Genomic DNA, 21,213 nt, shown 5'->3' on the forward strand with positions numbered 1-21,213 from the left:
TGGAAATGAAGTTGTACATAAGCTGGAAACTTTTTTCAATATAAAAAACGAAGCGGTAAAATCATAATTTCTTTCTTTTCAGAAAGTTAGCAAAATACGCAGGATTATGCAGAAGAAATTACCCTAATAGAGTTGTTACAGCAATTAACCACGCTTAACGCGCGCTAAACATATATTTGATGTGCAACAATATAACAGCCTTAATTTTCAACCAGACCTCAATCAATTACTTTCTATAGCGGTGAAAAAACAACCACTGCTTTTTTTTATAAGCCTTGTGGTATACTTCGCGGCCTTAACAGCAATCGTCGCGAAAGTCCGTGACAATGTAATGAGGAAAATAAATTGAGCACACCTGATTTCACTACCGCCGAAAACGCAAAAGAACTGGCGCAGGAAGTCGCTTGCCTGAAGTCGATGATTACCCTGATGCTGCAAGCGATGGGCCAGGCTGATGCAGGCCGCGTCATTATTAAAATGGAAAGATTAATTGCACAGATGGAAGATGAAGCTCAGGCCGACGTATTTTCCAGCACCGTTAAGCAAATTAAACAAGCTTACCGCCAGTAATTACTCGCCGGCTGTCAGGCGCTCTGACAGCCGGAATCACTTTGCGACTTCCGTCGCATACTCTATTAAATTATTCCCGTTGCCGCCGCATAGCAGGCAATTTGCGTTTTATTCGGCGCGTTAAATTTCTTCTGCATATTCTTCTGGTGGAAATTGACCGTGTTTTCGGAGATAGAGAGAATCATCGCTATTTCCGCCGAGGTTTTCCCCTCTGCCGTCCACTTCAGAATTTCGCGCTCGCGTTTACTGAATTTCATCTCCGGTGTCATCACCGTATGGTCCGCCAGGCGCGTCAGTGCCAGCAGGCTCAACTGCACCAGCGTTTGTAAACGCAACTCTATTTCATCATCGGCCATCGTCTTGCCAAACAGGCTGGAACGCGAGACGGACAGAAAGCCGAGCGCATGGTTAGGCAGCATTAAACACTGCGAAACCCCTTTGCGCAGGCCGTGGTCGCGTGCGGCATCCCACAATGTCATCGCATCATGAAAGAGTTTATCGTTCCACGGCAAGTGTCCCTGGATGAAGTTTTCAGGCTTCAGCACCGGATCGACAGCGAAGTAATTCTCTGCCTGATAGTGCTCCATCCATCCAGGCGGATATGAGGTTTCCACGCTCAGCTTCGGCCGGGTGAAAGGCACCGGATGCCGCACGCAAAGCGAGTAATAATCAAACTCCAGTAGCTGTGTCTGCTGCTGGATCTCCGTATAAACGTCCTGTGCCACAGTCATTTCCTGAAAACGCGAAATCATTTCACGACGCCAGGTTAAAAAATCTTTTTGCTGCATACCGACCGGTAATACCCCTGCACTTATTAATCATATTTTTGTATACAATAAGCTAACACATAAAACTTAATTATAAATATAAAATATCGGGATAATTGGTAAGGAGTTCACTTTATTGCCGAATTAAAGCACGGCGAATGGCGGGAAATAAGGCGCAAAAGACAACATTATTTCCCTGGCATAGGTGGGCTAATTGGTTACTTTAATAAAGGCTTTAAGTAAAATCGTCGCGATTCAGCGCCCGGCACTGCTGAATCGCGCGATCTGCTTTACTGGGTGAGGAATTTTTCAAGGAACTGCTGCGTGCGCGCCTGCTTTGGCTGGGCAAACAGCGTTTTCGCCGCACCCTGCTCTACAATGCGCCCCTGATCCATAAAAATCGCCCGATCCGCGACATCGCGGGCAAAGCTCATCTCATGGGTAACGATCACCATGGTGCGTCGCTCCTGTGCCAGTTGACGAATAGTGTTTAACACTTCGCCCACCAGTTCTGGATCAAGCGCCGAGGTAGGTTCGTCAAAGAGGATCACATCCGGGCGCATCGCCAGCGCGCGGGCTATTGCCACGCGCTGCTGCTGACCACCGGATAAACGGCGCGGATAGCTGTTCTCTTTCCCGCTCAGCCCCACTTTCGCTAACAGTTCACGCGCCCGTGCCAGCGCCTCCTCTTTCGGTTCGCCCTTAACAATCACCGGGCCTTCAATAATGTTTTCCAGCACCGTGCGGTGGGGAAAGAGGTTGAAGTTCTGGAAGACAAAACCGACATGCTGCCGCAGTTCGCGGATGGCACTTTTCTGCTGGCCAACAGAGCGGGTGGCGTCAATGGTGATATTCCCCACACGAATAGAGCCGCTCTCCGGCTGCTCAAGCAGGTTAATACTGCGCAGCAGCGTAGTTTTCCCCGAACCGCTCGGGCCGATGATCGCTACCACTTCGCCCTCTTCCACCTGCAGATCGATACCGTGCAGCACCGTCTGCCCCTGGAACTTCTTCACCAGGTTTTTTACATCGATTGCGCTCATTTCGGATCCTGCTCCTGCCGGTTAAGCTGGTTTTCAAAGTAGTTTTGCAGCGTCGAGAGCACCGTCGCCATCACCCAGTAAATGAGCGATGCCGCCAGATACATGGTGAAGACCTCCAGCGTGCGCGAGGTGATAAGCTGCGCCTGGCGAAACAGCTCCGGCACCTGAATAGTTGCCGCCAGCGAGGTGTCTTTCACCAGGCTGATAAAGCTGTTACTGAGCGGTGGCAGCGCCACGCGCGCCGCCTGCGGCAGAATGGCGCGGCGCAGAGTTTGCCACGGCGTCATGCCGATACTGGCCGCCGCTTCCCACTGCCCTTTATCGATTGACGAGATCGCCGCCCGCAGGGTTTCTGCCGCGTAGGCCGCCGTATTGAGCGACAGGCCAATCATCGCCGACGGGATCGGATCGAGTTCGATACCGAACTGCGGCAGACCGTAGTAGATCATAAACAGCTGGGCGATAAGCGGCGTACCGCGAAATATAGAGATATAGAAACGCGCCAGCCAGCGCAGCGGCAGCAGCTTCGACATGCGCATCAGCGCCAGTAAAAAGCCGAGCAGCAGGCCAAAAAACATGCCGCCGATACTGAGCTGTAGCGTGAAGACCGCGCCCTTTAGCAAATAGGGGGCGGAGTCGATAACGAGTTGTAGGCTCTCTTGCATTATGGTTTTTCTGCCTGCGTTAAAGGTGAGGATGGTAGGCAAAGAGCGCCGGGGCGCCGCCCGTATGCACAAACAAAACAGGGCCGTTATCTTTAAAGCGCTTCTGCTCAATGCCATCAAGCAGACCGGCCATCGCTTTGCCGGTATAAACCGGATCGAGCAGGATCCCTTCAAGGCGCGCCAGCAGTTTCACCGCTTCCATCCCTTCATCATTCGGCAGCCCGTAGCCCGGCGCGTAGTAGTCATCCCACAGCTGGATATCCGCCTGTGCTTGCAGCTCAAGCTGACGGGCAATCTCCTGTTGCAGCGTCACCACCTTCGGTTTTTGCTCCGCAACGCTGCGCGAGACGGTAACGCCAATCAGCTCTACGTCCGGCATCAGCTGTTCAAGCCCCACCGCTAGCCCGGCATGGGTACCGGCGCTGCCTGAAGCGACCACCACCGACGAGAGACCGAGCACGCCTTCACACTGTTGTGCGATCTCCAGCGCGCTCTCGACGTAGCCCATCGCCCCCAGCGCGTTAGAGCCGCCCACCGGCACAACATAGGGGCGAAAACCCTGCGCTTCAATGCGTGTTGCCAGTTCGCTAAGTTGGGCTGCGGGATCGGTAAGTGCGTCGCACATCTCAATCTGCGCGTTAAAGAGATCGAGCAGCAGGCGGTTGCCATTGGTGAGGTAGTTTTCCGCACGAGTGCCGGTCGGGTTTTCCAGCAGCGCGACGCAGTGCAGGCCGAGCTTCGCCGCAACCGCCGCCGTCTGGCGCACGTGGTTGGACTGGATCGCGCCGGCGGTAACCAGCGTATCGGCCCCTTCGCGCAGCGCATCGGCGGCAAGAAACTCCAGCTTGCGCAGCTTGTTGCCGCCCATTGCCAGCGGCGTCACATCATCGCGTTTGATATAGATGTCGCGTCCAACGTAATCCGATAAGCGCGGCAAATAGTCGAGCGGCGTCGGCGCGCCGATAAACTCGAGGCGGGGAAAGCGGGTTAAATTGTGTAAGGGCATATAACCTCCTGAAGCCGCAAAGATACGTAATGGTTTTATTATGCACGGAAATATCCGCCGCAATAAAAAAGGCGCTTGATTAAGCGCCTTTTTTTAGCAGAGCACGATTACTTCGTTACATCTGCGCCAAACCATTTTTCTGACAGCGCCTTCATGGTGCCATCTTTCTGCATCTCGGCAATGGCCGCATCGATCGCTTTCAGCAGGTCATCATTACCTTTGCGCACCGCCACGCCAGACTCCTGACGGGAGAAGGCATCACCGGCGACCGCCAGCGTATCTTTGGTTTTCTTCACCAGATCCAGCGCCGCCAGGCGGTCGACCAGAATGGCATCAATACGGCCTACGCGCAGATCCTGGTACTTGGTCGGGTCATCATCGTAGGTACGAATATCGACACCCTGCACGTTTTTGCGCAGCCACTCTTCGTAGTTGGTGCCAAGACCGACGCCGACTTTCTTACCTTTCAGATCGGCAGGCGTTTTGATGCTGCCTTCATTGCCTTTTTTCACCAGCGCCTGAATACCGGAAACGGTGTAAGGCGTCGAGAAGTCATACTTTTTCTTGCGCTCGTCGGAGATGGTCACCTGGTTTATCACCACGTCGATGCGCTTTGAGTCCAGCGAGGCCAGCATGCCGTCCCATTTTGTGGGCTTCAGCGACGCTTTTACGCCCAGATGCTGCGCCAGTGCTTCGGCGAACTCCACTTCAAACCCGGTCAGCTTGCCATCATCACCCTGAAAGCTGAACGGCGGATAGGTGCCCTCCAGCCCAACTAATAATGTGCCGCGCTCTTTGACTTTATTCAGCAGATTTTCTGCGGCAAAGGTTTTGACGCTCATACCGGCCACCAGCGCGACAGCCATAACACCCATCAATGCCTGACGACCCAAAAGTGCTAGTTTCATTCTTCCCCCACTAAGAGATTCGCTATAGCGCGCCGCGTCTGAGCGTGAAGCCCAGCCGCGGCCTGATAACACATTCTTTTTTAATATATATCAGATGTCGCGCCGACAGCGATCTTTTGCGCGCCAGTAAAGCGTTGTTGGGTTTTAAACTGGGCATATTTGCGCAAAGCGATGCGGTAATTGTTGGTGCTGGTCGCAGGTAGCCAGGGTTCGAGGTTCTCATCAAGGAACCCCTCTTCCAGCAGTTGGCGGGAGATATTCAGTTCAGTGAGATGGTTGCCGAGGCGGCGAAGACGCACGACATATTCGCGCACCGTACCGTGGCTCATCTCAGTCTGTTCGAAAAGGTATTGTTTAAAGCCGATGATATCGAAGAAGTCGCTCTGCTCTTTGCAGTGCAGATCGCCACAAAAGCGACAGAGTGCAACCCACTCTTTTTGCTCTTGTAGCCACGCGGCTTCATCCAGCAGCATGTCCAGCCGCGAAATCGCAATTTTGTTGACGATCTCGCCGCGGCGTACCAGTGTGATGCGGTCGAGCAGTTTGTGGCAGTGAGCACAATGCGTTTGGCTGTGTTTAAAGTCTTTCAGGTAGCGGCTTAATGGCCGTCTTTTCGATTGCTGCACCGTCATGATAACTCCTGGTTGTCAATGCGTTGTTCGGCATTTACCAGGGGCGATGCAGTATCACCAACCTATAACTTACCCAGCTTGGTACGTAAGCGCTTAATGGCCTGGCTATGGAGCTGGCTGACACGCGATTCCCCGACTTCCAGTACGGCACCGATCTCTTTGAGATTCAGCTCCTCCTGGTAGTACAGCGTCAGGACAAGTTGTTCACGCTCGGGCAGCGACTCAATCGCTTCCATCACCCGGTGGCGTAAATTACTCTCCATTAACTGGAATAACGGGTTTTCCTGTTGATGATCTTCCGTCACCAGCTCGATACTGTCGCCGTGCTCTTCCCGCCATTCGTCATAGGAGAAAAGCTGGCTATTGTTCGTATCAAGCAACATCTGACGGTACTCCTCAACGGGAATACCAAGACGCTGCGCCACTTCAGTTTCCGACGCGTTACGTCCCAGCTCTTGCTCTAGTTGCCCCATTGCCTGCGCCACTTCGCGGGCATTACGTCGGACACTGCGTGGCACCCAATCGCGGCTGCGCAACTCGTCCAACATAGCCCCACGAATACGCTGTACTGCGTAAGTGGTAAATGCCGTTCCTTGCAGAGCGTCATAACGATCTACTGCATTCAATAGACCGATGCCGCCCGCCTGTAGCAGGTCGTCCAGTTCCACACTTGCTGGCAAACGCACCTGCAGGCGCAATGCTTCATGACGCACTAGAGGAACATAACGTTGCCACAGCGAGTGTTTATCCATTACACCATCAGCGGTATAGAGTGAATTCACGATAAACGGCCCTGCGTTAATTGAGTTATCGGCGTAATTATCCGTTTCTATAGTTGTTTTAATCGGATGAATAGTGGGTGAAATGGCAGGTTATTTACACCAATAGAGAAATTTCGCCCTTTAAAACCTACCTCCCTTGAAGAAAAATCCAATCTATCAAGGAGATAATAGAAGCGCTTGCGCATATAAAAAATTTTTCCCTCATGGCACAAAACCATTCAGCGATATGCCTGTTTTTACTAAGTCATCAGCCAAAGCCGCTGACTTAAATGAAATTATTCATAAAATCGCGTTTTTTCACCCTGCCCTATCCGTTGATAAGCGAGGAAAAATGATGGTTATTCCTCCCCTGACTCCCCCCTCCGCTCATTTACATTAAAGCCCTGATCCGGGCTATTACTCTTTGCGCGCGAGCGAACGCGACAGCGTGACGCATTGTTCGCCAAATCATCGCCCGGCAATACCGCATCTCGAGGATATGATGAAACTGGCAATCTATGGCGCAGGTGGTCTCGGCAGAGAAGTGTATGAGTTGGTCAAACAGCTCAATGCAGCCGAATCACGCTGGAGCGGCGTCTGCTTTATTGATGATATTGATCCACATCGCCAGTTAAAGGGCCAACCTGTCGTCACACTGCAGGAGATCTCGCCCGAGGAGTATGAGGTGGTTGTCGGCGTGGGCGAGCCTAATGTGCGTCATCAAATGGCGCAAAAAGCCCTGAATGCAGGATTCCGACTGGCGACGCTGATCCATCCTCTGGCGCGCGTCAGTGATGATGTCACCTTCGGCGAAGGGACGATCGTCTGCGATCGCGCCTATGTCTCCTGCGACTGTACCATCGGTAAAAATGTCTATCTGCAGCCTAACTGCAACGTCGGCCATGATTGTGTGATTGGTGACGATAGCGTGATCTCCGCGTACGCCAATCTCGGCGGCAACTGCCTGATTGGTACCCGCACCTACATCGGCCTCAATGCGGCTATCCGGGAAACGACAACTATCGGCGACGATACCATCATCAGTATGGGCGCGATTGTTTTTAATGATATTGGCTCCTCGGTAATTGCACTGGGGAATCCGGCGCGCGTCATGCGCGCAAATGAAGATAAAAAAGTATTCAGGTAAACCTGAATAGTCATCAAGCTTGCTGCCATCTGGAGACCGTGATGTCCAATCTGGAAACGTATAACCGTATTTTTATTGAAACCTTCGAGGTTACTGAAGAGATCCTGCCGGGCTATCAGTACCAGGATACTCCCTCATGGGACTCCGTAGGTCATATGACCCTTATCGCCTCTCTGGAAGATGCTTTTGAAATCATGATGGATACCGATGACATCATTGAGTTCTCCTCATGGGAAAAAGGCAAAGCGATCCTGAAAAAATATGATGTTGAACTGCAAAGCTAATCAGTTGACACGTTGATTCGTCCAGACCCCGCATGTCGCTAACGCATCGGTCGTTGAGGAAGCCAGAAATGTTGATGCAAGGAAAAAACGTAATTATCACTGGCTGTCGCCGGGGGATGGGGCTGGAGATGGTCAAACTCTTCGCCGCGAACGGGGCAAATATTTATGCCCATGCCCGACAGGCTGATGACGCGTTTACCGGCCAGATGAGTGAGATTGCCGACCTGCATCAGGTTAATATCTGGCCACTCGGCTTTGATATCACCGACACCGCGGCGATGAAAACAGCGGTCAGGCAGATCATGGCGGATAAACGTCCCATTGATGCGCTTATCAATAACGCTGGCGTGGCCTGCAATAGCCTCTTTCAGATGACCAGCGAGACGCAGTTACGTACGCAATTTGAAGTGAATTTTTTCTCTGTTTTTCTCTTCACGCAGTACATCTCAAAACTCATGCTGCGCCAGCAGCGCGGCAGCATCATTAATATCGCCTCAACGGCAGCGGAAGATGGCAATCCCGGTAAAGCAGCCTATGGCGCTTCAAAAGCCGCGCTGGTTGCCATGACCGCATCGATAGCGGCGGAGCTGGGCGAAAAAGGCATCCGCGCTAACGCCATTGCCCCCGGCATAACCGAAACAGATATGCTGCAAACCATGCCCGCTGAAGTGGTAGAAGAGGCGAAAAAACGCACCGATCTGCGCCGGGCAGGTTCCCCTTCTGAGATTGCCCAGCTAGCGCTTTTTCTCGCCAGCGATCTCTCGAGCTATATCACAGGCCAAACAATTCGTGTCGATGGTGGTCTCAAATGACGCATAAAATTCAGAACGCGGCGCGACGCATCCGTCGCCGTATCGTTAATGTGGCACACCACGCGCCGAGCGATGGCGTGCATGTCTCCCCTGCTCTGTCGATGACCGACATCCTGAGTACGCTGTACGGCAGCGTGATGCGTTACGATGCGCAGCAGATCACCAGCAAGCAACGGGATGTTTTTATCCTCAGTAAAGGCCACGCGGCGCTGGGGCTGTACGCCACGCTGTGCGAATTCGGCATTATTACCGAGGCGCAGCTCAATGAGTTTGAGATCAACGGCTCGGTGCTGCAGGTTCACCCGACCAAACACCCGGAATATGGTATCGACTTCTCCGGCGGCAGCCTGGCGCAGGGGCTCTCCTTCGCGACCGGGCTGGCGCTTGGACGCCGTCTGAACGGCGAAACGTGGCACACCTATGTGCTGGTCGGCGACGGCGAGTGCAACGAGGGGGCTATCTGGGAAGGGGCATTTATGGCAGCGCACCATAAGATCGATAACCTGACGCTGATCGTTGACCGTAATGGCCTGCAATCCGATGGTTTTACCGCCGAGGTGATGCAGATGGATCTGGAAGCGCTGTGGCGCGCCTGCCGCTGGGAAACCATTGTCTGTGATGGCCACGATATTGACGCACTGCAAGCGGCCTTCGCCGCACCGCACAACGGTAAACCGAAGGTGATTATCGCCAACACGGTTAAAGGCAAAGGGGTGTCGTTTATGGAAAACAGTAAAGAGTTTCACCGTAACCGCGTCTCGGCACAGCAGCTCTCTGACGCGCTTACCGGGCTACACGGAGGCGAAGATGATTGAGTTTAAATCTGCGGCTATCCGCTCCTGGTCAATGCTCGGCTCGCGCGGCACCTTTGGCATGACGCTGCTTGAGCTGGCGCACGACGATCCGCGCATCGTGGCGCTCTCCGGCGATCTCTGTAAATCCTCGGGCCTCGATCGTTTTAGCACCACCTATCCCGATCGCTTCTTTAATACCGGCATCGCTGAACAGAACCTGGTGGGCGTCGCCGCAGGTCTGGCTTCCAGCGGCTTTGTGCCGTTCGCCACCTCGTTTCCTAACTTTCTGACGCTGCGCGCGGCAGAACAGGTGCGCCTTAACCTCGGTTATATGCAGGAGAACGTTAAGCTGGTCGGGCTGGCCTCAGGTCTGGCGACAGGCATGTTTGGTGCCACGCACCACGGTATCGAAGAGCTGGCAATGCTGCGCTCAGTCTCCAACATCGCCATTTTCTCCCCGGCAGACTGCACCGCCACGGTCAAGATGACCCAGGCGGCGCTGGCCTACGATGGCCCGGTCTATCTCCGCCTTACCGGCGGTATGCGCGCGCCCATCGTCTATAAAGAAGATTTTGAACTGATCCCCGGTAAAGCGATTACCCTGCGCGAAGGTGAAGACATAGCGCTTATCGCCACCGGCAGCATGGTGCATGTTGCCCTCACCTGCGCCACACAATTAGCCGAACGCGGCATTGCCGCCACGGTGATTGATATGCACACCATCAAGCCGCTGGATGAAGCCGCCATCAGCGCGCAGCTGGGGAAAAAATTACTGGTAACGCTGGAAGAGCACAGCGTGATCGGTGGTCTTGGCAGCGCCGTGGCGGAGTGCATCGCTAATCAGGCGCAGCGGCCGCGACAGATGATCGTCGGCATCCCGCAGGGTTATCCGCACGCTGGCGACTACGGCTGGATGCTGGAGCAGAGCGGCCTGACCGCCGGGCAGGTGTGCGAGCGGATTGTGGACGCACTGCAATGATCCCCTTCTGGCAAACGCAACAACACGATGCTGCGCGGCTGGCGCTGATCGACGATCGCGGGCAGCAACTCAGCTATGGCGAGCTGACTGCCAGAGTTAATGCGCTGGCCGGTAAGCTTCCCGCCCGCTCGCTGGTTTTTCTCTTTTGCCAGAACCAGGCCGACGCGGTAATTGGCTATCTCGCCTGCCTGCAAGCAGATGCGGTCGCCCTGCTGCTCGACAGCGCGCTTGATGAGTCGCTGGCGCAACAATTAATTGATACCTACCGCCCGGCACTGCTCTGGCAACCGCAGGAGACGGGCTATCAGCTGACGGCCACCGGGCTCACGCCCTGGCCGCTGCATGACGATCTGGCGCTGCTAATGTCGACCTCCGGCTCGACCGGCAGCCCGAAACTGGTGCGCCTGAGTAAACGTAATTTGCAGAGCAACGCCGCCAGTATCGCGCACTATTTACAGATTGATGGCGATGAGCGCGGGCTGGTAAGCCTGCCGATCAACTATGTCTACGGCTTATCGATCATCAACAGCCATTTACATGCTGGCGCTACCCTACTCCTGACGGGGCATAGCGTGATGCAGCGCGAGCTGTGGAACTTTGTCCGCGAGACGCGCGCCAGCTCCTTCGCCGGGGTGCCCTACACCTGGGAGATGCTGCGTAAGCTGCGTTTTATGCGCATGGATCTGCCGGATCTGCGCACCCTGACCCAGGCTGGGGGCAAGCTTTCGCCAGCGTTGCAGCAGGAGTACACCGAGTTTGCCCGCCAGAGCGGAAAGCGTTTTATCGTTATGTACGGTGCCGCAGAAGCGACTTCGCGTATGGCCTGGCTACCGCCGGAAGAGGCCGACGCGCGTTACGGCTTTATCGGTAAACCAATTCCGGGCGGCGAGTTTCTGTTGCTGGATGAGACAAACCAACCCATCACCACGCCGAATACACAGGGTGAACTGATTTATCGCGGCGATAACGTGGCGCTGGGCTACGCCGAACGTGGCGAAGATTTAGCGCTCGGCGATCGGTTTGCCGGCACGTTGCACACCGGCGATATCGCCACCTTTGATGAGGCGGGCTTCTACCGCATTGTCGGGCGCAAAAAGCGTTTTTTGAAAATATTCGGTAACCGCGTGGGTCTGGATGAGATGGAAGCGCTGTTAAAGACCGCCTTCCCGGATGTCAGCCTCGCCTGCGATGGACGCGACGATCTGCTCTGTATCTTTCTTACCGATACGTCGCTGGCCGCCGCGGTGAAACAGTATGCCGCCCAGTTAAGCCATCTGCATGCCAGCGCGTTCCAGACAATTATCCTGGCTGACATTCCCAAAAACCCGGCGGGTAAGACGCTCTATCACAGGCTGAAAGAACATGTCCCTCACTCTTGATGAGATGCTGGCCATCGCCCCCTACTCGCTGGCGCGCGATGAAAAACGCGCGATGCAGCTGGCGCGGCTGAAAGCGTTGACCGCCCATCACTATGCGCACTGTGCGCCCTATCGCCAGATGCTGGATGCGCAAGGTATCGCGCCGCAGGCAATTAACGCGCCTGAAGAGATCCCTTTCCTGCCGGTCTCGCTGTTTAAAACGTTAACGCTCAAAAGCGTGGCGGATGAAGAGGTGGTGAAAACCATGACCTCTTCCGGCACCACCGGCCAGCAGGTGTCGCGCATTTTTCTCGATAAGACCACCGCGGCGATGCAGCAAAAAACGCTGGTAAAGATTGTCAGCCACTTTACCGGTGCCGGACGGATGCCGATGCTGATTATCGACTCGCCGGAGGTGCTTAAAGATCGCCTGCACTTCTCGGCGCGCGGCGCAGGCATTCTCGGTTTCTCCCTCTTTGGTGCCGATCGCGCATGGGCGCTGGATGAAGAGATGAACCTGAATGTTGCGGCGATCGAGGCGTTCCTGGAAAAACATCGCGGCAAGCGCATCCTGATGTTTGGCTTCACCTTTATGGTCTGGCAGCACTTTTATAAAGCGCTGGCGGCCAGCGGAAAGAGGCTGGCGCTGGATAACGCGCTGCTGATCCATGGCGGCGGCTGGAAAAAGCTGCAAAACGAAGCGGTCTCACCGGCTGAGTTTGCCCGTCGTTTACAGGCTGTTTGCGGGCTGCCCGCGGTGCATGATTACTACGGCATGGTGGAGCAGACCGGCTCTATTTCGATGCAGTGCGAAGAGGGACATCTGCACAGCTCCATTTTCTCCGATGTGATTATCCGTAACGCAGCCGATTTCTCCTGCGCGCCGGTCGGAGAGCGCGGGATCGTTCAGGTGCTCTCCCTGCTCCCGGAGTCCTATCCGGGTCACTCCCTGCTGACGGAAGATGAGGGCGTGCTGCTGGGTGAAGATGACTGCCCCTGCGGGCGCAAAGGGAAGTATTTCCACCTGTTTGGCCGGCTGAAAAAAGCGGAATTACGAGGGTGTAGCGACACGTATGCAGCAACATTTTGACGGCATAACCTTTGCCATTGGCGATGAAGCACAGCTGCGGGCGATGCCGACACTGGCGCCGTTTGCTCCCTTTGCCGCGCCGGTGCTGGAATTTCTGCACACCTTTTCGCGCCTGACGCTGCGAGACAGCGAAGCGAAGGCGTGGCCCGATGTGGTGAGCCTCGGCTTCTGGTGTCGACCGGCGTCGCTGGCGCAGATGCGCGCCAGTAGCGGCGATCTCGCCCAGCGCTTTGGTCGCGGCGTGGCGTTTCATATCGCACCGGGCAATGTCGCGGCGAATTTTGCCTATTCGCTGTTTAGCGGGTTGCTGACCGGCAATGCCAATATCGTGCGCTTACCGGGGCGCGATCACCCGCAGGTGACGATAATTGTGCGCTTATTATCCGCCGCGCTGGCAGAACACCCGGCGCTTGCACCCTGGATTTGTCTGCTGCGCTACGGGCGTCAACAAGCCATTAATGATGCGCTCTCGGCGCTGTGCGATACGCGGATTATCTGGGGTGGGGATGAAACCATCGCCCAGATTCGCCGCTCGCCGCTCCCGGTGCGTGCGCTCGACATCGCCTTTGCCGATCGCTACTCGCTGGCGGCGATTGACGCCGAACGCTACCTGGCGCATGAGAACAAAGCCGCGCTGGCGCAGGCGTTCTTTAACGATACCCTGCTCAACGATCAGAATGCCTGCTCCTCACCTGCGCTGGTGGTGTGGCTGGGGCAAGATGCAGCGCACGCCCGGACGCTCTTCTGGCAACACTTTCGCGACTACGCCGCACCGCGTTATACCCTGGAGCCGGTGGCGGCCGTCGATAAGCTGAGTCGTCTTTATCAATTGGCGGCGCACTACCCGGGGGTCAGAAAGGCCTCTGACGACGATAATTTACTGCTTCGCATAGACCTGCCGGTACTGACAGAAGAGGTCATGGCGCTGCGCGGCAACTGCGGTTTTTTCATGGAGTTTGAGGCGGCTTCGCTGGATGAGATCACCTCGATCTGCGGCGAACGTTGCCAAACGCTGGCGCTGTTCGGCGTCGAGAAAGAGAGCGTTGATCAGTGGCTTGCCACCCACAGGCCGAAAGGGGTTGATCGCATTGTCCCGTTTGGCCATACGCTGGACTTCACTTTGCACTGGGATGGCTATGATCTGGTCGCGATGCTGACCAGACGCATTGCCGCCGGCATTTAAGCCCGGCTCTACTTTTTTAATTCATGCCCCGGAGATGGCGATGACCTCAATCCTGAATCTGATTTCTGCCCGCCGTAACACCTTTATCGATAGCGTGGCGCGGATGCAGGCCAATGGCGATCCCATTGTGCTTTGCGGCGCGGGCTATGCGGCACAAGAGACCTGGGCATTTATGCAGCGTGAACAGATGCCTGTTGATGAAGTGGCGATTGGCCGCGACTACCTGCGCCCCGGCAGTGAGTTTAATGGCCGCCCGCTGGTCTCCTTTGAAGCGCTGGCGCAGACGGGCAGACGCTATAACTACATTGTTGCCATGCAGTTTGTCGACGAGGCGCTGAAAGCCAGCCTGAGCCAGAACGCCCACGAGATGCTGTTCTTTGATTGCGCGTTTATGGGCGTGAACACCAAAGAGTACTTTACTTTCGCCTGGTGCGAGGCGCATCAGCAGCCGTTAACCGCACTCTATGAGCAGCTGGCGGATGAAACCTCAAAAGCGACTTTACTGGCCTACCTGAACCAGCGCATCAGCGCATGCGAAGGCGAATATGGCGCGCTCTACCACCCGCAGCACTACTTTCCGCAAGAGATTATTGCGCTGAAAGATAATGAAGTGTTTATTGACTGCGGGGCCTTTGACGGCGACAGCATCAACGCGTTTACCCGCGCGCTGGCCCGCGATGGCGCGAGCGATGCCGGGCGAATTTACGCTTTCGAGCCGGACAGCACGACATTTGCCCAGTTGAAAAAAAATACCGCCGCGCTACCACAGTGTCTCCATTTCCAGGCCGGTGTATGGAATGAAGCCACCACGCTCTACTTTAATGCTTCTAACTCCTTCTCCTCGTCATTGAGCGAGAGTGCGGATGGCGACAAGATCGATTTGATGAAGATTGATGATGTTACCGCAGGTGAGCGGGTGAGCTTTATTAAGATGGATATCGAAGGGGCTGAGCTGGCTGCGCTCGAGGGGGCGCAGGAGACGATCGCTCGCTGGCAACCGATACTGGCCATCAGCCTTTATCATAAACCGGGCGATCTGCTCTCCATTCCGCACTTTATCCAGCAGTTACACAGCGATTATCGCTTCTATTTGCGTGCGCACCATCCGCGGCTGGCCTACGAACTGGTGCTCTATGCGGTGCCACCGGCCAGGATAAAAGGATAAAAAAAAGCTCTGTGAAAACAGAGCTTTTTTGTTCAGGCCACCTCTTTTACCGGGCCGCCTGGCTTACCTTTATGGTGCGCATGTTTACGCACCACATCAATCACGCGCTGCTGTTCTGCTTCCGTTAAGTCGGGGTAGATCGGCAGACAGAGGATCTTCTCGGCAATAACGTTTGCCGCCGGCAGGTGTTCAGGTGCCGCTGACGGTAAGTGGCGATACATGGCGAAGGAACTAATCAGCGGGTAAAAATAGCGACGGGAGTAGATCCCCTCCTCTTTCAGCGCCTCGTAGAGCGCGTCGCGCGCCATGGGGTAATCCCCTTCGACCAGCACCGGATAATAAGCGTGGTTCCACTCAAAACGTCCACCAGCATCAAACCACGTAATACCCGCCACATCCTGCAAGCCTTCACAGTAGCGCTGGTAGATCGTTTTGCGCGCGGCCAATGCGCCATCAATATATTTCAGCTGTAACAGACCAAATGCCGCTTCCATCTCATTCATCTTGGCGTTGATACCGGGCGCGACAACGCGTGTCTCGCCGGCAAAACCGAAGTTTTTCAGGTAATCAATACGCTGCTTTGTCCGCGCATCGTGGCAGATGATCGCCCCGCCTTCAAAGGTGTTAAACACTTTGGTGGCATGGAAACTCAGCACGGATAAGTCGCCGTGATTGAGGATGCTGGTGCCATTCTGACGAACGCCGAAGGCGTGGGCAGCATCATAGATAACTTTCAGGCCATAGATATCGGCAATCTGCTGGATCTTGTCGATTTCGCAGGGAATACCGTAACAGTGCACCGGCATGATCGCAGTAGTTTGCGGGGTGATGAGCCCTTCGATGCACTCCGGGCTGATATTAAACGTCTGGGGATTGATGTCCGCAAAGACAGGCGTTAACCCATTCCACAGCAGCGTATGTGAGGTGGCGACAAACGAATAAGGGGTGGTAATCACCTCGCCCGTCACGCGCAATGCCTGTAACGCGGTAAGTAGCGCCAGCGTACCGTTTGAAAAGAGGCATACATGTTTCACCCCCAGATAGTCGGCAAGCTCAGCCTCCAGTTGCTGGTGAAAATCCCCCCCGTTGGTGAGGATGCGATTACGCCAAATCTGCTCCATATAAGGAATGAACTCCTCAAGAGGAGGCAACAGAGGACTTGTGACAAAGATGTTATCGCCCATACGCGGACCTACAGGAATAAAGGGTAGATATGCATCATAGCGAGAGCCCGGCGGGCTTATCGGTAAAACAAACCCTATTTCAGGTGCTAATTATCGATACGAGCGCGCTATCCCATAAAAAGAGGGGCAAAACAGCGGATATTTAGCGGCTGAATATGCGCAAATTATGTCAAATTCATCCTATAGACTGGCGAGCAGGCTGACTGAGTACACTCCGCTACCGCCACCCTCTTTTCTTACCCTTATGGCGAAATTATCAGGATCTTCATGAAAACAAACACTTGCCTTATCTGCGACACGGAAATGAAATTTTATTTTCAAAAAGATAACTATTGCGCGCCGTCAACCGAGAGTTTTACCCGCAAGCTGGTGCCGGTGCAGTTTTATGAATGTCCCCATTGCGGCTTTTTGAGTTCACAGACTCATAAAGAGCTGAGCCATGAAGAGTGGGAAAAGTTAAATATTGATTTCCACCACTACAGCGAAACCGGTGGCCGCGATACAACAGGGTTTAATCAGCCGCCCTATGTTGAGCAAGCATTAATGATTGAGTTGCTGGCACGCAATAACATTATCGATACCACCAGCATGCTCGACTACGCCTCCGGTTATGGCACGCTGAGCCATATTCAGCGCAAATATTTCAACCGTGAAATCCCCTGCTACGACAAATATGTGCGCAACCCGGAACACCGCTATATTGATGAGCCGCAGAAGGGTGCCTGGTCAATGGTGATCAACTCCGCCATGTTCGAACATGTGCTGACCCGCCAGGATCTCGACGATGTCAACGCGCTGGTGGCGGATAATGGCTCGCTGCTGATTCATACCGTGGTGGTGGATCGCGTACCGTGCGATCCGGACTGGTTCTACACCGATGTCCCGGTACATACGGTGGTGCACACCAATAAGAGTATGAGCATTCTGATGGAGCAGTGGGGGTATCAATCCTCTCTCTACAGCCCGAAAAGTAAATCCTGGGTATTGCTGCGCCAGCCCTATAGCGAAATCAAACCGCTGGTCGACAACATCAATAATGAACTGCAAACCCTTTGGCTGTTCGGCAAAGAGGGCTTTATGGATTACTGGAAAACCCGCTAATCAATAAGGCCGCAACTGCGCGCCTTCACAGCCAGCCAGGCGACTGACTGGCAATGTTTGTTACCCACCATCAGCAGAACAGGCGCAGAAACATTCAGCGATGTAGCGGCTGAATAAAGGGGCGTATGACCGCGTTCATTCTGAACCCATCATGCCCCCTGCGCCCGCAGGTGGCTCGACACGGATACAGAATGAACCAACACGCTCTGGTAAGTATTACCATTCCAGCTTATAAGCCTGACTTTTTTGAAACGGCGCTTCTTAGCGCGCTCAATCAAAGCTGGCCAAACTGCGAGATTATTATCTGCGACGACAGTCGCGATGACACCATACGGCTTCTCTCAGAGCGTTACGCGCGTCAGGCCGCAATGCCCATTCGTTACTTTAAAAATGAGACACAGCTGGGTGAAGAGAACAATGTCCGTCGCTGTATTCAGGAAGCCCAGGGGAAATACATTAAATTTCTCTACGACGATGACATTATTTATCAGGAGTGTGTAACCCGGCTGGTCGCGGCGATAGAGGCCTCCCCGATGAACCGTCTGGCTTCCTGCCGACGTACGCGTATCGACGAAGCGGGTAAACCGCTTGCTGATATTAATGCCACCGCCTTCCCTTTCGGTTGCGACGTGGTGATAGATGGCGCGGACGTAGTGGCTTTCCTTGGCGATCACCAGGTGAACTTTATCGGTGAGCCGAGCACCGTGCTCTGCTATCGCGACGATCTGCTGGCATATAAAGATGAGCTGTTTAAATTAAATGGCGAATCGATGCCTTTCCTCGCCGATGTCGCCCTCTACGTCAAGCTGTTGCGCCATGGAAATCTGGCGTTTGTTGCTGACGCTCTCGCCGCGTTTCGCATCTCGGAAAATCAGAGCAGCCAGTGGGCACGCGAAGAGAAGTACCGCGAGATGATCAACCGTACCTACACCCGCTTCCCGCAGCTTATTCGCGAAATGGGGTGGTACAAAGGCAATAAAGAAGAGAACTGCGTCGTCAAAGTGGCACCGCTGAACGCCCCTGAAGCGTTCCAGTCGGAAAACATCATTCACGGCATGCTGCACGCAACGCATCTCTCAAACCGCCATTATCAGAGCTATCAAATTCAGCAGTGGCTGCAACAGCGCACGCTTCCTGCCCAGCACTGCGGTTATGCCGAAGCGTATGCAAAGGCGCGCGGCATTGCGCAAACCCTGACGGTATTTATCCTGCACGCTGACCGCGATCCGGTGGCTACCCGGCGCACGCTTGACAGCATCAACGGCTACATCGGCTACGGGCTAACGCTTGAAGCGGTTGCGGTAGGCGAAACCGCGCCACATACCGCGCCGGACACCATCACTGTTGTCGCGGCGCAAGCGCAAACGGTGCAGCACATTAATGCCTTTCTTAACGACCATGCAACAGACTGGGTGCTGTTCCTTGAGGCTGGCGAAACGCTGCTCTCCAGCGGCATGCTGATGTTCGATCTGGCGCTAGACGGCGCGGAAAGTTGTGATGCGCTCTACGGTGACGAGCTGTATCAGCATGAAGGCGATATCCACTCGACGGCGTTTCGCCCGGACTTTAACCTCGATTTACTGCTGAGCTACCCGGCGGAAATGGCGCGCCACTGGCTATTTCGTACCCGCACGCTGCGTGAGCTGGGCGGTTTCAACCCGCACTATGCGCAGGCGTGGCAATTTGAGTACATCGTGCGGCTGATTGAGCAGAAAGGGATCGGTTTTGCCGGACACCTTCCGGAGCCATTTCTTCTCGGCCACCTGCCGGAGATTGTCACCCGGCCGGAAGAGCTGGCCATTTTAACCGGGCATCTGCACCAGCGCGGCTACGCTCAGGGTCAGGTGGCGGTGACCGGCGAAGGGCTTTACGCTCTGCGCTACCATCATCAGGAACAGCCGCTGGTGTCGATTATCATCCCGACCAAAGATCAGCTGCGCATCCTGATCGCCTGTGTCACCAGCCTGCTGGAAAAAACGCGCTACCGTAATTACGAGCTGCTGATTGTCGATAACAACAGCGAAACCCCGGAAGCATTGCAGTGGCTGGAGGGGATCTCGGTCATCGATCCTGAACGCATCCGCGTTCTGCGCTATCCGCATCCTTTTAACTACTCTGCCATCAACAATATGGCGGCGCGGGAAGCACGCGGTGACTACCTGGTACTGCTGAATAACGATACCGCGATCATTAACCCCGACTGGCTGGATAATCTTCTCAACCACGCTCTGCGACCGGAAGTGGGTATCACCGGTGCAAAACTGCTCTACCCTGACGGAAAGATCCAGCACGCTGGCGTGGTGCTCGGGCTGCGTGGACCGGCGGATCACCCCTTTATCGGTAGCGAAAACGATCGCAGCGGCTATATGAACCGTCTGCGTGTCGACCAGAACTACAATGTGCTGACCGCCGCCTGTTTGCTGATCCGCAAATCTGTGTATGAGCAGGTCGGCGGGTTAGACGAGGCGCAATTTACCGTCTCCTATAACGATGTTGATCTCTGTCTGAAAGTGCGTGAAGCGGGCTATTTAGAGGTATGGACACCGCACGCGGTGGTGATGCATGAGGGCAGCGTCAGCCAGACTCACGTCGATAAAACGGTGCAGGAGAAAAAACGCCAGCGTTTTATGGCTGAACAGGACACCATGTACCGCAAATGGTTGCCGATCATCGCCAACGATCCGGCTTATAACCCTAACCTCTCCCAGGATGGCGCAGGTTTCCAGTTTGAGGTAGATCGCCATAACAGCTGGCAGCCGCTGCACTGGAAACCGATCCCGCGCCTGGTCTCTTTCCCGCTACGCAGCTTACCCGAGAGTCAGCAGCGTCTTGATACGCCGCTCTCGCTGATGCATGAAGTGGGGCTGGTTGAAGGGCAGATCAATTACCGTGCCAGTAGCTACGTCGACCTGGCTCGCTTCGCGCCGGATGCGTTAATTGTTCATCGCCAGATCAGTGCCGGCACGCAGGAGTGGTTAAGACGATTGCCGCAGGGGGATGCCCTTTTTAAAGTGTTCGACCTCGATGGTTGGTTACCTGCCATGCCGGCGAACGCGGCGGAGCGCAACGATCCGCCGCAGGCGGTAGCGGCAGCCTTGCGCGCCACCTTAAGCCATGTTGATCGGCTGGTGGTCGCCAGCGATGTGCTGGCGGAGCAGTGCGCGGGCCTGCATAGCGATATCCGCGTTATGCCCGCTCGCCTCGATCCGCGCCTGTGGTCAGCGCTCAATACCCTGCGCGGTATCGGCGATAAAATGCGCATTGGCTGGATCGGCAGCACCGCAGATGTCGGCGATCTGGAAGTGATTCACAAGGTAATTGGTCAGCTGGCAGATCGCGTTGAGTGGGTCTTCTATGGCTACTGCCCGCCCTCATTGCGCCCGCTGGTGACCGAGTATCACGTCGCGGTGCAAGCGCCCTTTTTTGCGCAGAAGCTGGCCAGCCTCAATCTGGATCTCGCTTTACTGCCGATGGCGGATAATCTGTGGAATCGCACTATCAGCCCGCGTCGGGTGCTGGAATATGGTGCCTGCGGCGTGCCGGTTATCTGCAGCGATCTTCTCTCTACCCGGGATGTTGCTGCCGTTACGCGCGTGGAGAACAAACCTAAACTGTGGCGCGAGGCAATTGAAAACCACCTCAACGATCGCGCTGCCTCAGCGGCCCTTGGCGATGCATTGCATGCGTATGTGCGGGAGAAGGGTTTCTGGGATGAGGAGACGCTGCTTCAGCAGGCCCGTATCTGGCTGCCTGATTAAGCCTGG

General features: G+C 54.9%; 21 protein-coding genes. 13 read left to right on the forward strand and 8 right to left on the reverse strand.

The annotated features are described in order from the left end of the window. The first annotated feature begins 277 nt into the window (after positions 1 to 277). Together ACWPW2_RS12065 and ACWPW2_RS12070 are read left to right on the forward strand one after the other, a co-directional pair. Positions 278 to 349, forward strand: coding sequence for a hypothetical protein (locus tag ACWPW2_RS12065; RefSeq protein ID WP_419978993.1), 72 nt, complete (start codon positions 278 to 280; stop codon positions 347 to 349). Next, positions 346 to 570, forward strand: a complete 225-nt coding sequence (locus ACWPW2_RS12070) for a DUF2594 family protein (RefSeq protein ID WP_042712094.1) — start codon at positions 346 to 348, stop codon at positions 568 to 570. Before ACWPW2_RS12065 ends, ACWPW2_RS12070 begins: the two co-directional genes overlap by 4 nt. A gap of 65 nt (positions 571 to 635) precedes the next feature. Here the strand turns inward: ACWPW2_RS12070 and sdiA are convergent, their stop codons facing one another. The 7 genes from sdiA to ACWPW2_RS12105 all read right to left on the reverse strand — a co-directional run bounded on the left by sdiA (position 636) and on the right by ACWPW2_RS12105 (position 6,373). Continuing rightward, positions 636 to 1,358 carry a transcriptional regulator SdiA gene (gene sdiA / locus ACWPW2_RS12075; RefSeq protein ID WP_023480115.1) on the reverse strand — a complete coding sequence of 241 codons (723 nt, stop codon included), beginning with the start codon at positions 1,356 to 1,358 and terminating at the stop codon, positions 636 to 638. A 269-nt stretch (positions 1,359 to 1,627) separates the two neighbouring features. Beyond that, positions 1,628 to 2,380, reverse strand: a complete 753-nt coding sequence (tcyN, locus tag ACWPW2_RS12080; RefSeq protein ID WP_454123194.1) for an L-cystine ABC transporter ATP-binding protein TcyN — start codon at positions 2,378 to 2,380, stop codon at positions 1,628 to 1,630. Then, positions 2,377 to 3,045 (reverse strand): cystine ABC transporter permease, encoded by a 669-nt coding sequence (gene tcyL / locus ACWPW2_RS12085; RefSeq protein WP_023480131.1) that lies wholly within the window; start codon positions 3,043 to 3,045, stop codon positions 2,377 to 2,379. Before tcyL ends, tcyN begins: the two co-directional genes overlap by 4 nt. A gap of 19 nt (positions 3,046 to 3,064) precedes the next feature. Beyond that, positions 3,065 to 4,051, reverse strand: coding sequence for a D-cysteine desulfhydrase (dcyD, locus tag ACWPW2_RS12090; RefSeq protein WP_454123196.1), 987 nt, complete (start codon positions 4,049 to 4,051; stop codon positions 3,065 to 3,067). A gap of 107 nt (positions 4,052 to 4,158) precedes the next feature. Further along, complete coding sequence (gene tcyJ, locus ACWPW2_RS12095; RefSeq protein ID WP_124967959.1) at positions 4,159 to 4,959, reverse strand: cystine ABC transporter substrate-binding protein; 801 nt, start codon at positions 4,957 to 4,959, stop codon at positions 4,159 to 4,161. A gap of 80 nt (positions 4,960 to 5,039) precedes the next feature. Then, positions 5,040 to 5,591: a flagella biosynthesis regulatory protein FliZ gene (fliZ, locus tag ACWPW2_RS12100; RefSeq protein ID WP_023480107.1), complete on the reverse strand. Its 552-nt coding sequence runs from the start codon at positions 5,589 to 5,591 to the stop codon at positions 5,040 to 5,042. Positions 5,592 to 5,653: 62 nt separating this feature from the next. Then, positions 5,654 to 6,373: an RNA polymerase sigma factor FliA gene (locus ACWPW2_RS12105; RefSeq protein WP_023480141.1), complete on the reverse strand. Its 720-nt coding sequence runs from the start codon at positions 6,371 to 6,373 to the stop codon at positions 5,654 to 5,656. Between the two features lie 478 nt (positions 6,374 to 6,851). Between ACWPW2_RS12105 and ACWPW2_RS12110 the strand changes: the two genes are divergently transcribed. From ACWPW2_RS12110 to ACWPW2_RS12150, 9 genes are all read left to right on the forward strand, one after another. Next, positions 6,852 to 7,499 (forward strand): acetyltransferase, encoded by a 648-nt coding sequence (locus ACWPW2_RS12110; RefSeq protein WP_241175016.1) that lies wholly within the window; start codon positions 6,852 to 6,854, stop codon positions 7,497 to 7,499. Between the two features lie 41 nt (positions 7,500 to 7,540). Then, positions 7,541 to 7,783, forward strand: a complete 243-nt coding sequence (locus ACWPW2_RS12115) for a hypothetical protein (RefSeq protein ID WP_023480037.1) — start codon at positions 7,541 to 7,543, stop codon at positions 7,781 to 7,783. 68 nt (positions 7,784 to 7,851) lie between these two features. Next, on the forward strand, positions 7,852 to 8,595 hold the full coding sequence (locus tag ACWPW2_RS12120) for an SDR family NAD(P)-dependent oxidoreductase (RefSeq protein WP_023480103.1): 744 nt from the start codon (positions 7,852 to 7,854) through the stop codon (positions 8,593 to 8,595). Beyond that, the gene (locus ACWPW2_RS12125) at positions 8,592 to 9,410 is read left to right on the forward strand and encodes a transketolase (protein ID WP_454123200.1); all 819 of its coding nucleotides are present in this window, start codon (positions 8,592 to 8,594) and stop codon (positions 9,408 to 9,410) included. Before ACWPW2_RS12120 ends, ACWPW2_RS12125 begins: the two co-directional genes overlap by 4 nt. After that, complete coding sequence (locus tag ACWPW2_RS12130; RefSeq protein WP_454123202.1) at positions 9,403 to 10,368, forward strand: transketolase family protein; 966 nt, start codon at positions 9,403 to 9,405, stop codon at positions 10,366 to 10,368. The genes ACWPW2_RS12125 and ACWPW2_RS12130 overlap by 8 nt, the downstream gene beginning before the upstream one ends. Further along, positions 10,365 to 11,747 carry an AMP-binding protein gene (locus ACWPW2_RS12135; protein ID WP_454123204.1) on the forward strand — a complete coding sequence of 461 codons (1,383 nt, stop codon included), beginning with the start codon at positions 10,365 to 10,367 and terminating at the stop codon, positions 11,745 to 11,747. The genes ACWPW2_RS12130 and ACWPW2_RS12135 overlap by 4 nt, the downstream gene beginning before the upstream one ends. Continuing rightward, complete coding sequence (locus ACWPW2_RS12140) at positions 11,731 to 12,816, forward strand: LuxE/PaaK family acyltransferase (protein WP_454123206.1); 1,086 nt, start codon at positions 11,731 to 11,733, stop codon at positions 12,814 to 12,816. Before ACWPW2_RS12135 ends, ACWPW2_RS12140 begins: the two co-directional genes overlap by 17 nt. Next, positions 12,800 to 13,999: an acyl-CoA reductase gene (locus tag ACWPW2_RS12145; protein WP_454123208.1), complete on the forward strand. Its 1,200-nt coding sequence runs from the start codon at positions 12,800 to 12,802 to the stop codon at positions 13,997 to 13,999. Before ACWPW2_RS12140 ends, ACWPW2_RS12145 begins: the two co-directional genes overlap by 17 nt. 40 nt (positions 14,000 to 14,039) lie before the next feature. Further along, positions 14,040 to 15,164, forward strand: a complete 1,125-nt coding sequence (locus ACWPW2_RS12150; protein WP_454123210.1) for an FkbM family methyltransferase — start codon at positions 14,040 to 14,042, stop codon at positions 15,162 to 15,164. Positions 15,165 to 15,196: 32 nt separating this feature from the next. Here the strand turns inward: ACWPW2_RS12150 and ACWPW2_RS12155 are convergent, their stop codons facing one another. Beyond that, entirely contained in the window at positions 15,197 to 16,348 is a 1,152-nt protein-coding gene (locus tag ACWPW2_RS12155; RefSeq protein WP_034813178.1) for a DegT/DnrJ/EryC1/StrS family aminotransferase, read from the reverse strand. A gap of 303 nt (positions 16,349 to 16,651) precedes the next feature. Between ACWPW2_RS12155 and ACWPW2_RS12160 the strand changes: the two genes are divergently transcribed. Both ACWPW2_RS12160 and ACWPW2_RS12165 read left to right on the forward strand, forming a co-directional pair. Then, positions 16,652 to 17,449 carry a class I SAM-dependent methyltransferase gene (locus ACWPW2_RS12160; protein ID WP_235180448.1) on the forward strand — a complete coding sequence of 266 codons (798 nt, stop codon included), beginning with the start codon at positions 16,652 to 16,654 and terminating at the stop codon, positions 17,447 to 17,449. Positions 17,450 to 17,640: 191 nt separating this feature from the next. Continuing rightward, the gene (locus ACWPW2_RS12165) at positions 17,641 to 21,207 is read left to right on the forward strand and encodes a glycosyltransferase (protein ID WP_454123213.1); all 3,567 of its coding nucleotides are present in this window, start codon (positions 17,641 to 17,643) and stop codon (positions 21,205 to 21,207) included. Positions 21,208 to 21,213 lie beyond the last annotated feature (6 nt).

Source organism: Kosakonia sp. Marseille-Q7440, from assembly GCF_965119485.1.

What these genes read in the sequence shown, in the direction of transcription:
- ACWPW2_RS12165 (WP_454123213.1), top strand. Translation starts at nt 17,641, where the DNA reads ATGAACCAACACGCTCTGGTAAGTATTACCATTCCAGCTTATAAGCCT.
- ACWPW2_RS12140 (WP_454123206.1), top strand. Translation starts at nt 11,731, where the DNA reads ATGTCCCTCACTCTTGATGAGATGCTGGCCATCGCCCCCTACTCGCTG.
- ACWPW2_RS12110 (WP_241175016.1), top strand. Translation starts at nt 6,852, where the DNA reads ATGATGAAACTGGCAATCTATGGCGCAGGTGGTCTCGGCAGAGAAGTG.
- ACWPW2_RS12150 (WP_454123210.1), top strand. Translation starts at nt 14,040, where the DNA reads ATGACCTCAATCCTGAATCTGATTTCTGCCCGCCGTAACACCTTTATC.
- tcyN (WP_454123194.1), bottom strand. Translation starts at nt 2,380, where the DNA reads ATGAGCGCAATCGATGTAAAAAACCTGGTGAAGAAGTTCCAGGGGCAG.
- tcyJ (WP_124967959.1), bottom strand. Translation starts at nt 4,959, where the DNA reads ATGAAACTAGCACTTTTGGGTCGTCAGGCATTGATGGGTGTTATGGCT.
- ACWPW2_RS12125 (WP_454123200.1), top strand. Translation starts at nt 8,592, where the DNA reads ATGACGCATAAAATTCAGAACGCGGCGCGACGCATCCGTCGCCGTATC.
- dcyD (WP_454123196.1), bottom strand. Translation starts at nt 4,051, where the DNA reads ATGCCCTTACACAATTTAACCCGCTTTCCCCGCCTCGAGTTTATCGGC.
- tcyL (WP_023480131.1), bottom strand. Translation starts at nt 3,045, where the DNA reads ATGCAAGAGAGCCTACAACTCGTTATCGACTCCGCCCCCTATTTGCTA.
- ACWPW2_RS12155 (WP_034813178.1), bottom strand. Translation starts at nt 16,348, where the DNA reads ATGGGCGATAACATCTTTGTCACAAGTCCTCTGTTGCCTCCTCTTGAG.
- ACWPW2_RS12115 (WP_023480037.1), top strand. Translation starts at nt 7,541, where the DNA reads ATGTCCAATCTGGAAACGTATAACCGTATTTTTATTGAAACCTTCGAG.
- ACWPW2_RS12135 (WP_454123204.1), top strand. Translation starts at nt 10,365, where the DNA reads ATGATCCCCTTCTGGCAAACGCAACAACACGATGCTGCGCGGCTGGCG.
- fliZ (WP_023480107.1), bottom strand. Translation starts at nt 5,591, where the DNA reads ATGACGGTGCAGCAATCGAAAAGACGGCCATTAAGCCGCTACCTGAAA.
- ACWPW2_RS12145 (WP_454123208.1), top strand. Translation starts at nt 12,800, where the DNA reads ATGCAGCAACATTTTGACGGCATAACCTTTGCCATTGGCGATGAAGCA.
- ACWPW2_RS12130 (WP_454123202.1), top strand. Translation starts at nt 9,403, where the DNA reads ATGATTGAGTTTAAATCTGCGGCTATCCGCTCCTGGTCAATGCTCGGC.
- sdiA (WP_023480115.1), bottom strand. Translation starts at nt 1,358, where the DNA reads ATGCAGCAAAAAGATTTTTTAACCTGGCGTCGTGAAATGATTTCGCGT.
- ACWPW2_RS12120 (WP_023480103.1), top strand. Translation starts at nt 7,852, where the DNA reads ATGTTGATGCAAGGAAAAAACGTAATTATCACTGGCTGTCGCCGGGGG.
- ACWPW2_RS12160 (WP_235180448.1), top strand. Translation starts at nt 16,652, where the DNA reads ATGAAATTTTATTTTCAAAAAGATAACTATTGCGCGCCGTCAACCGAG.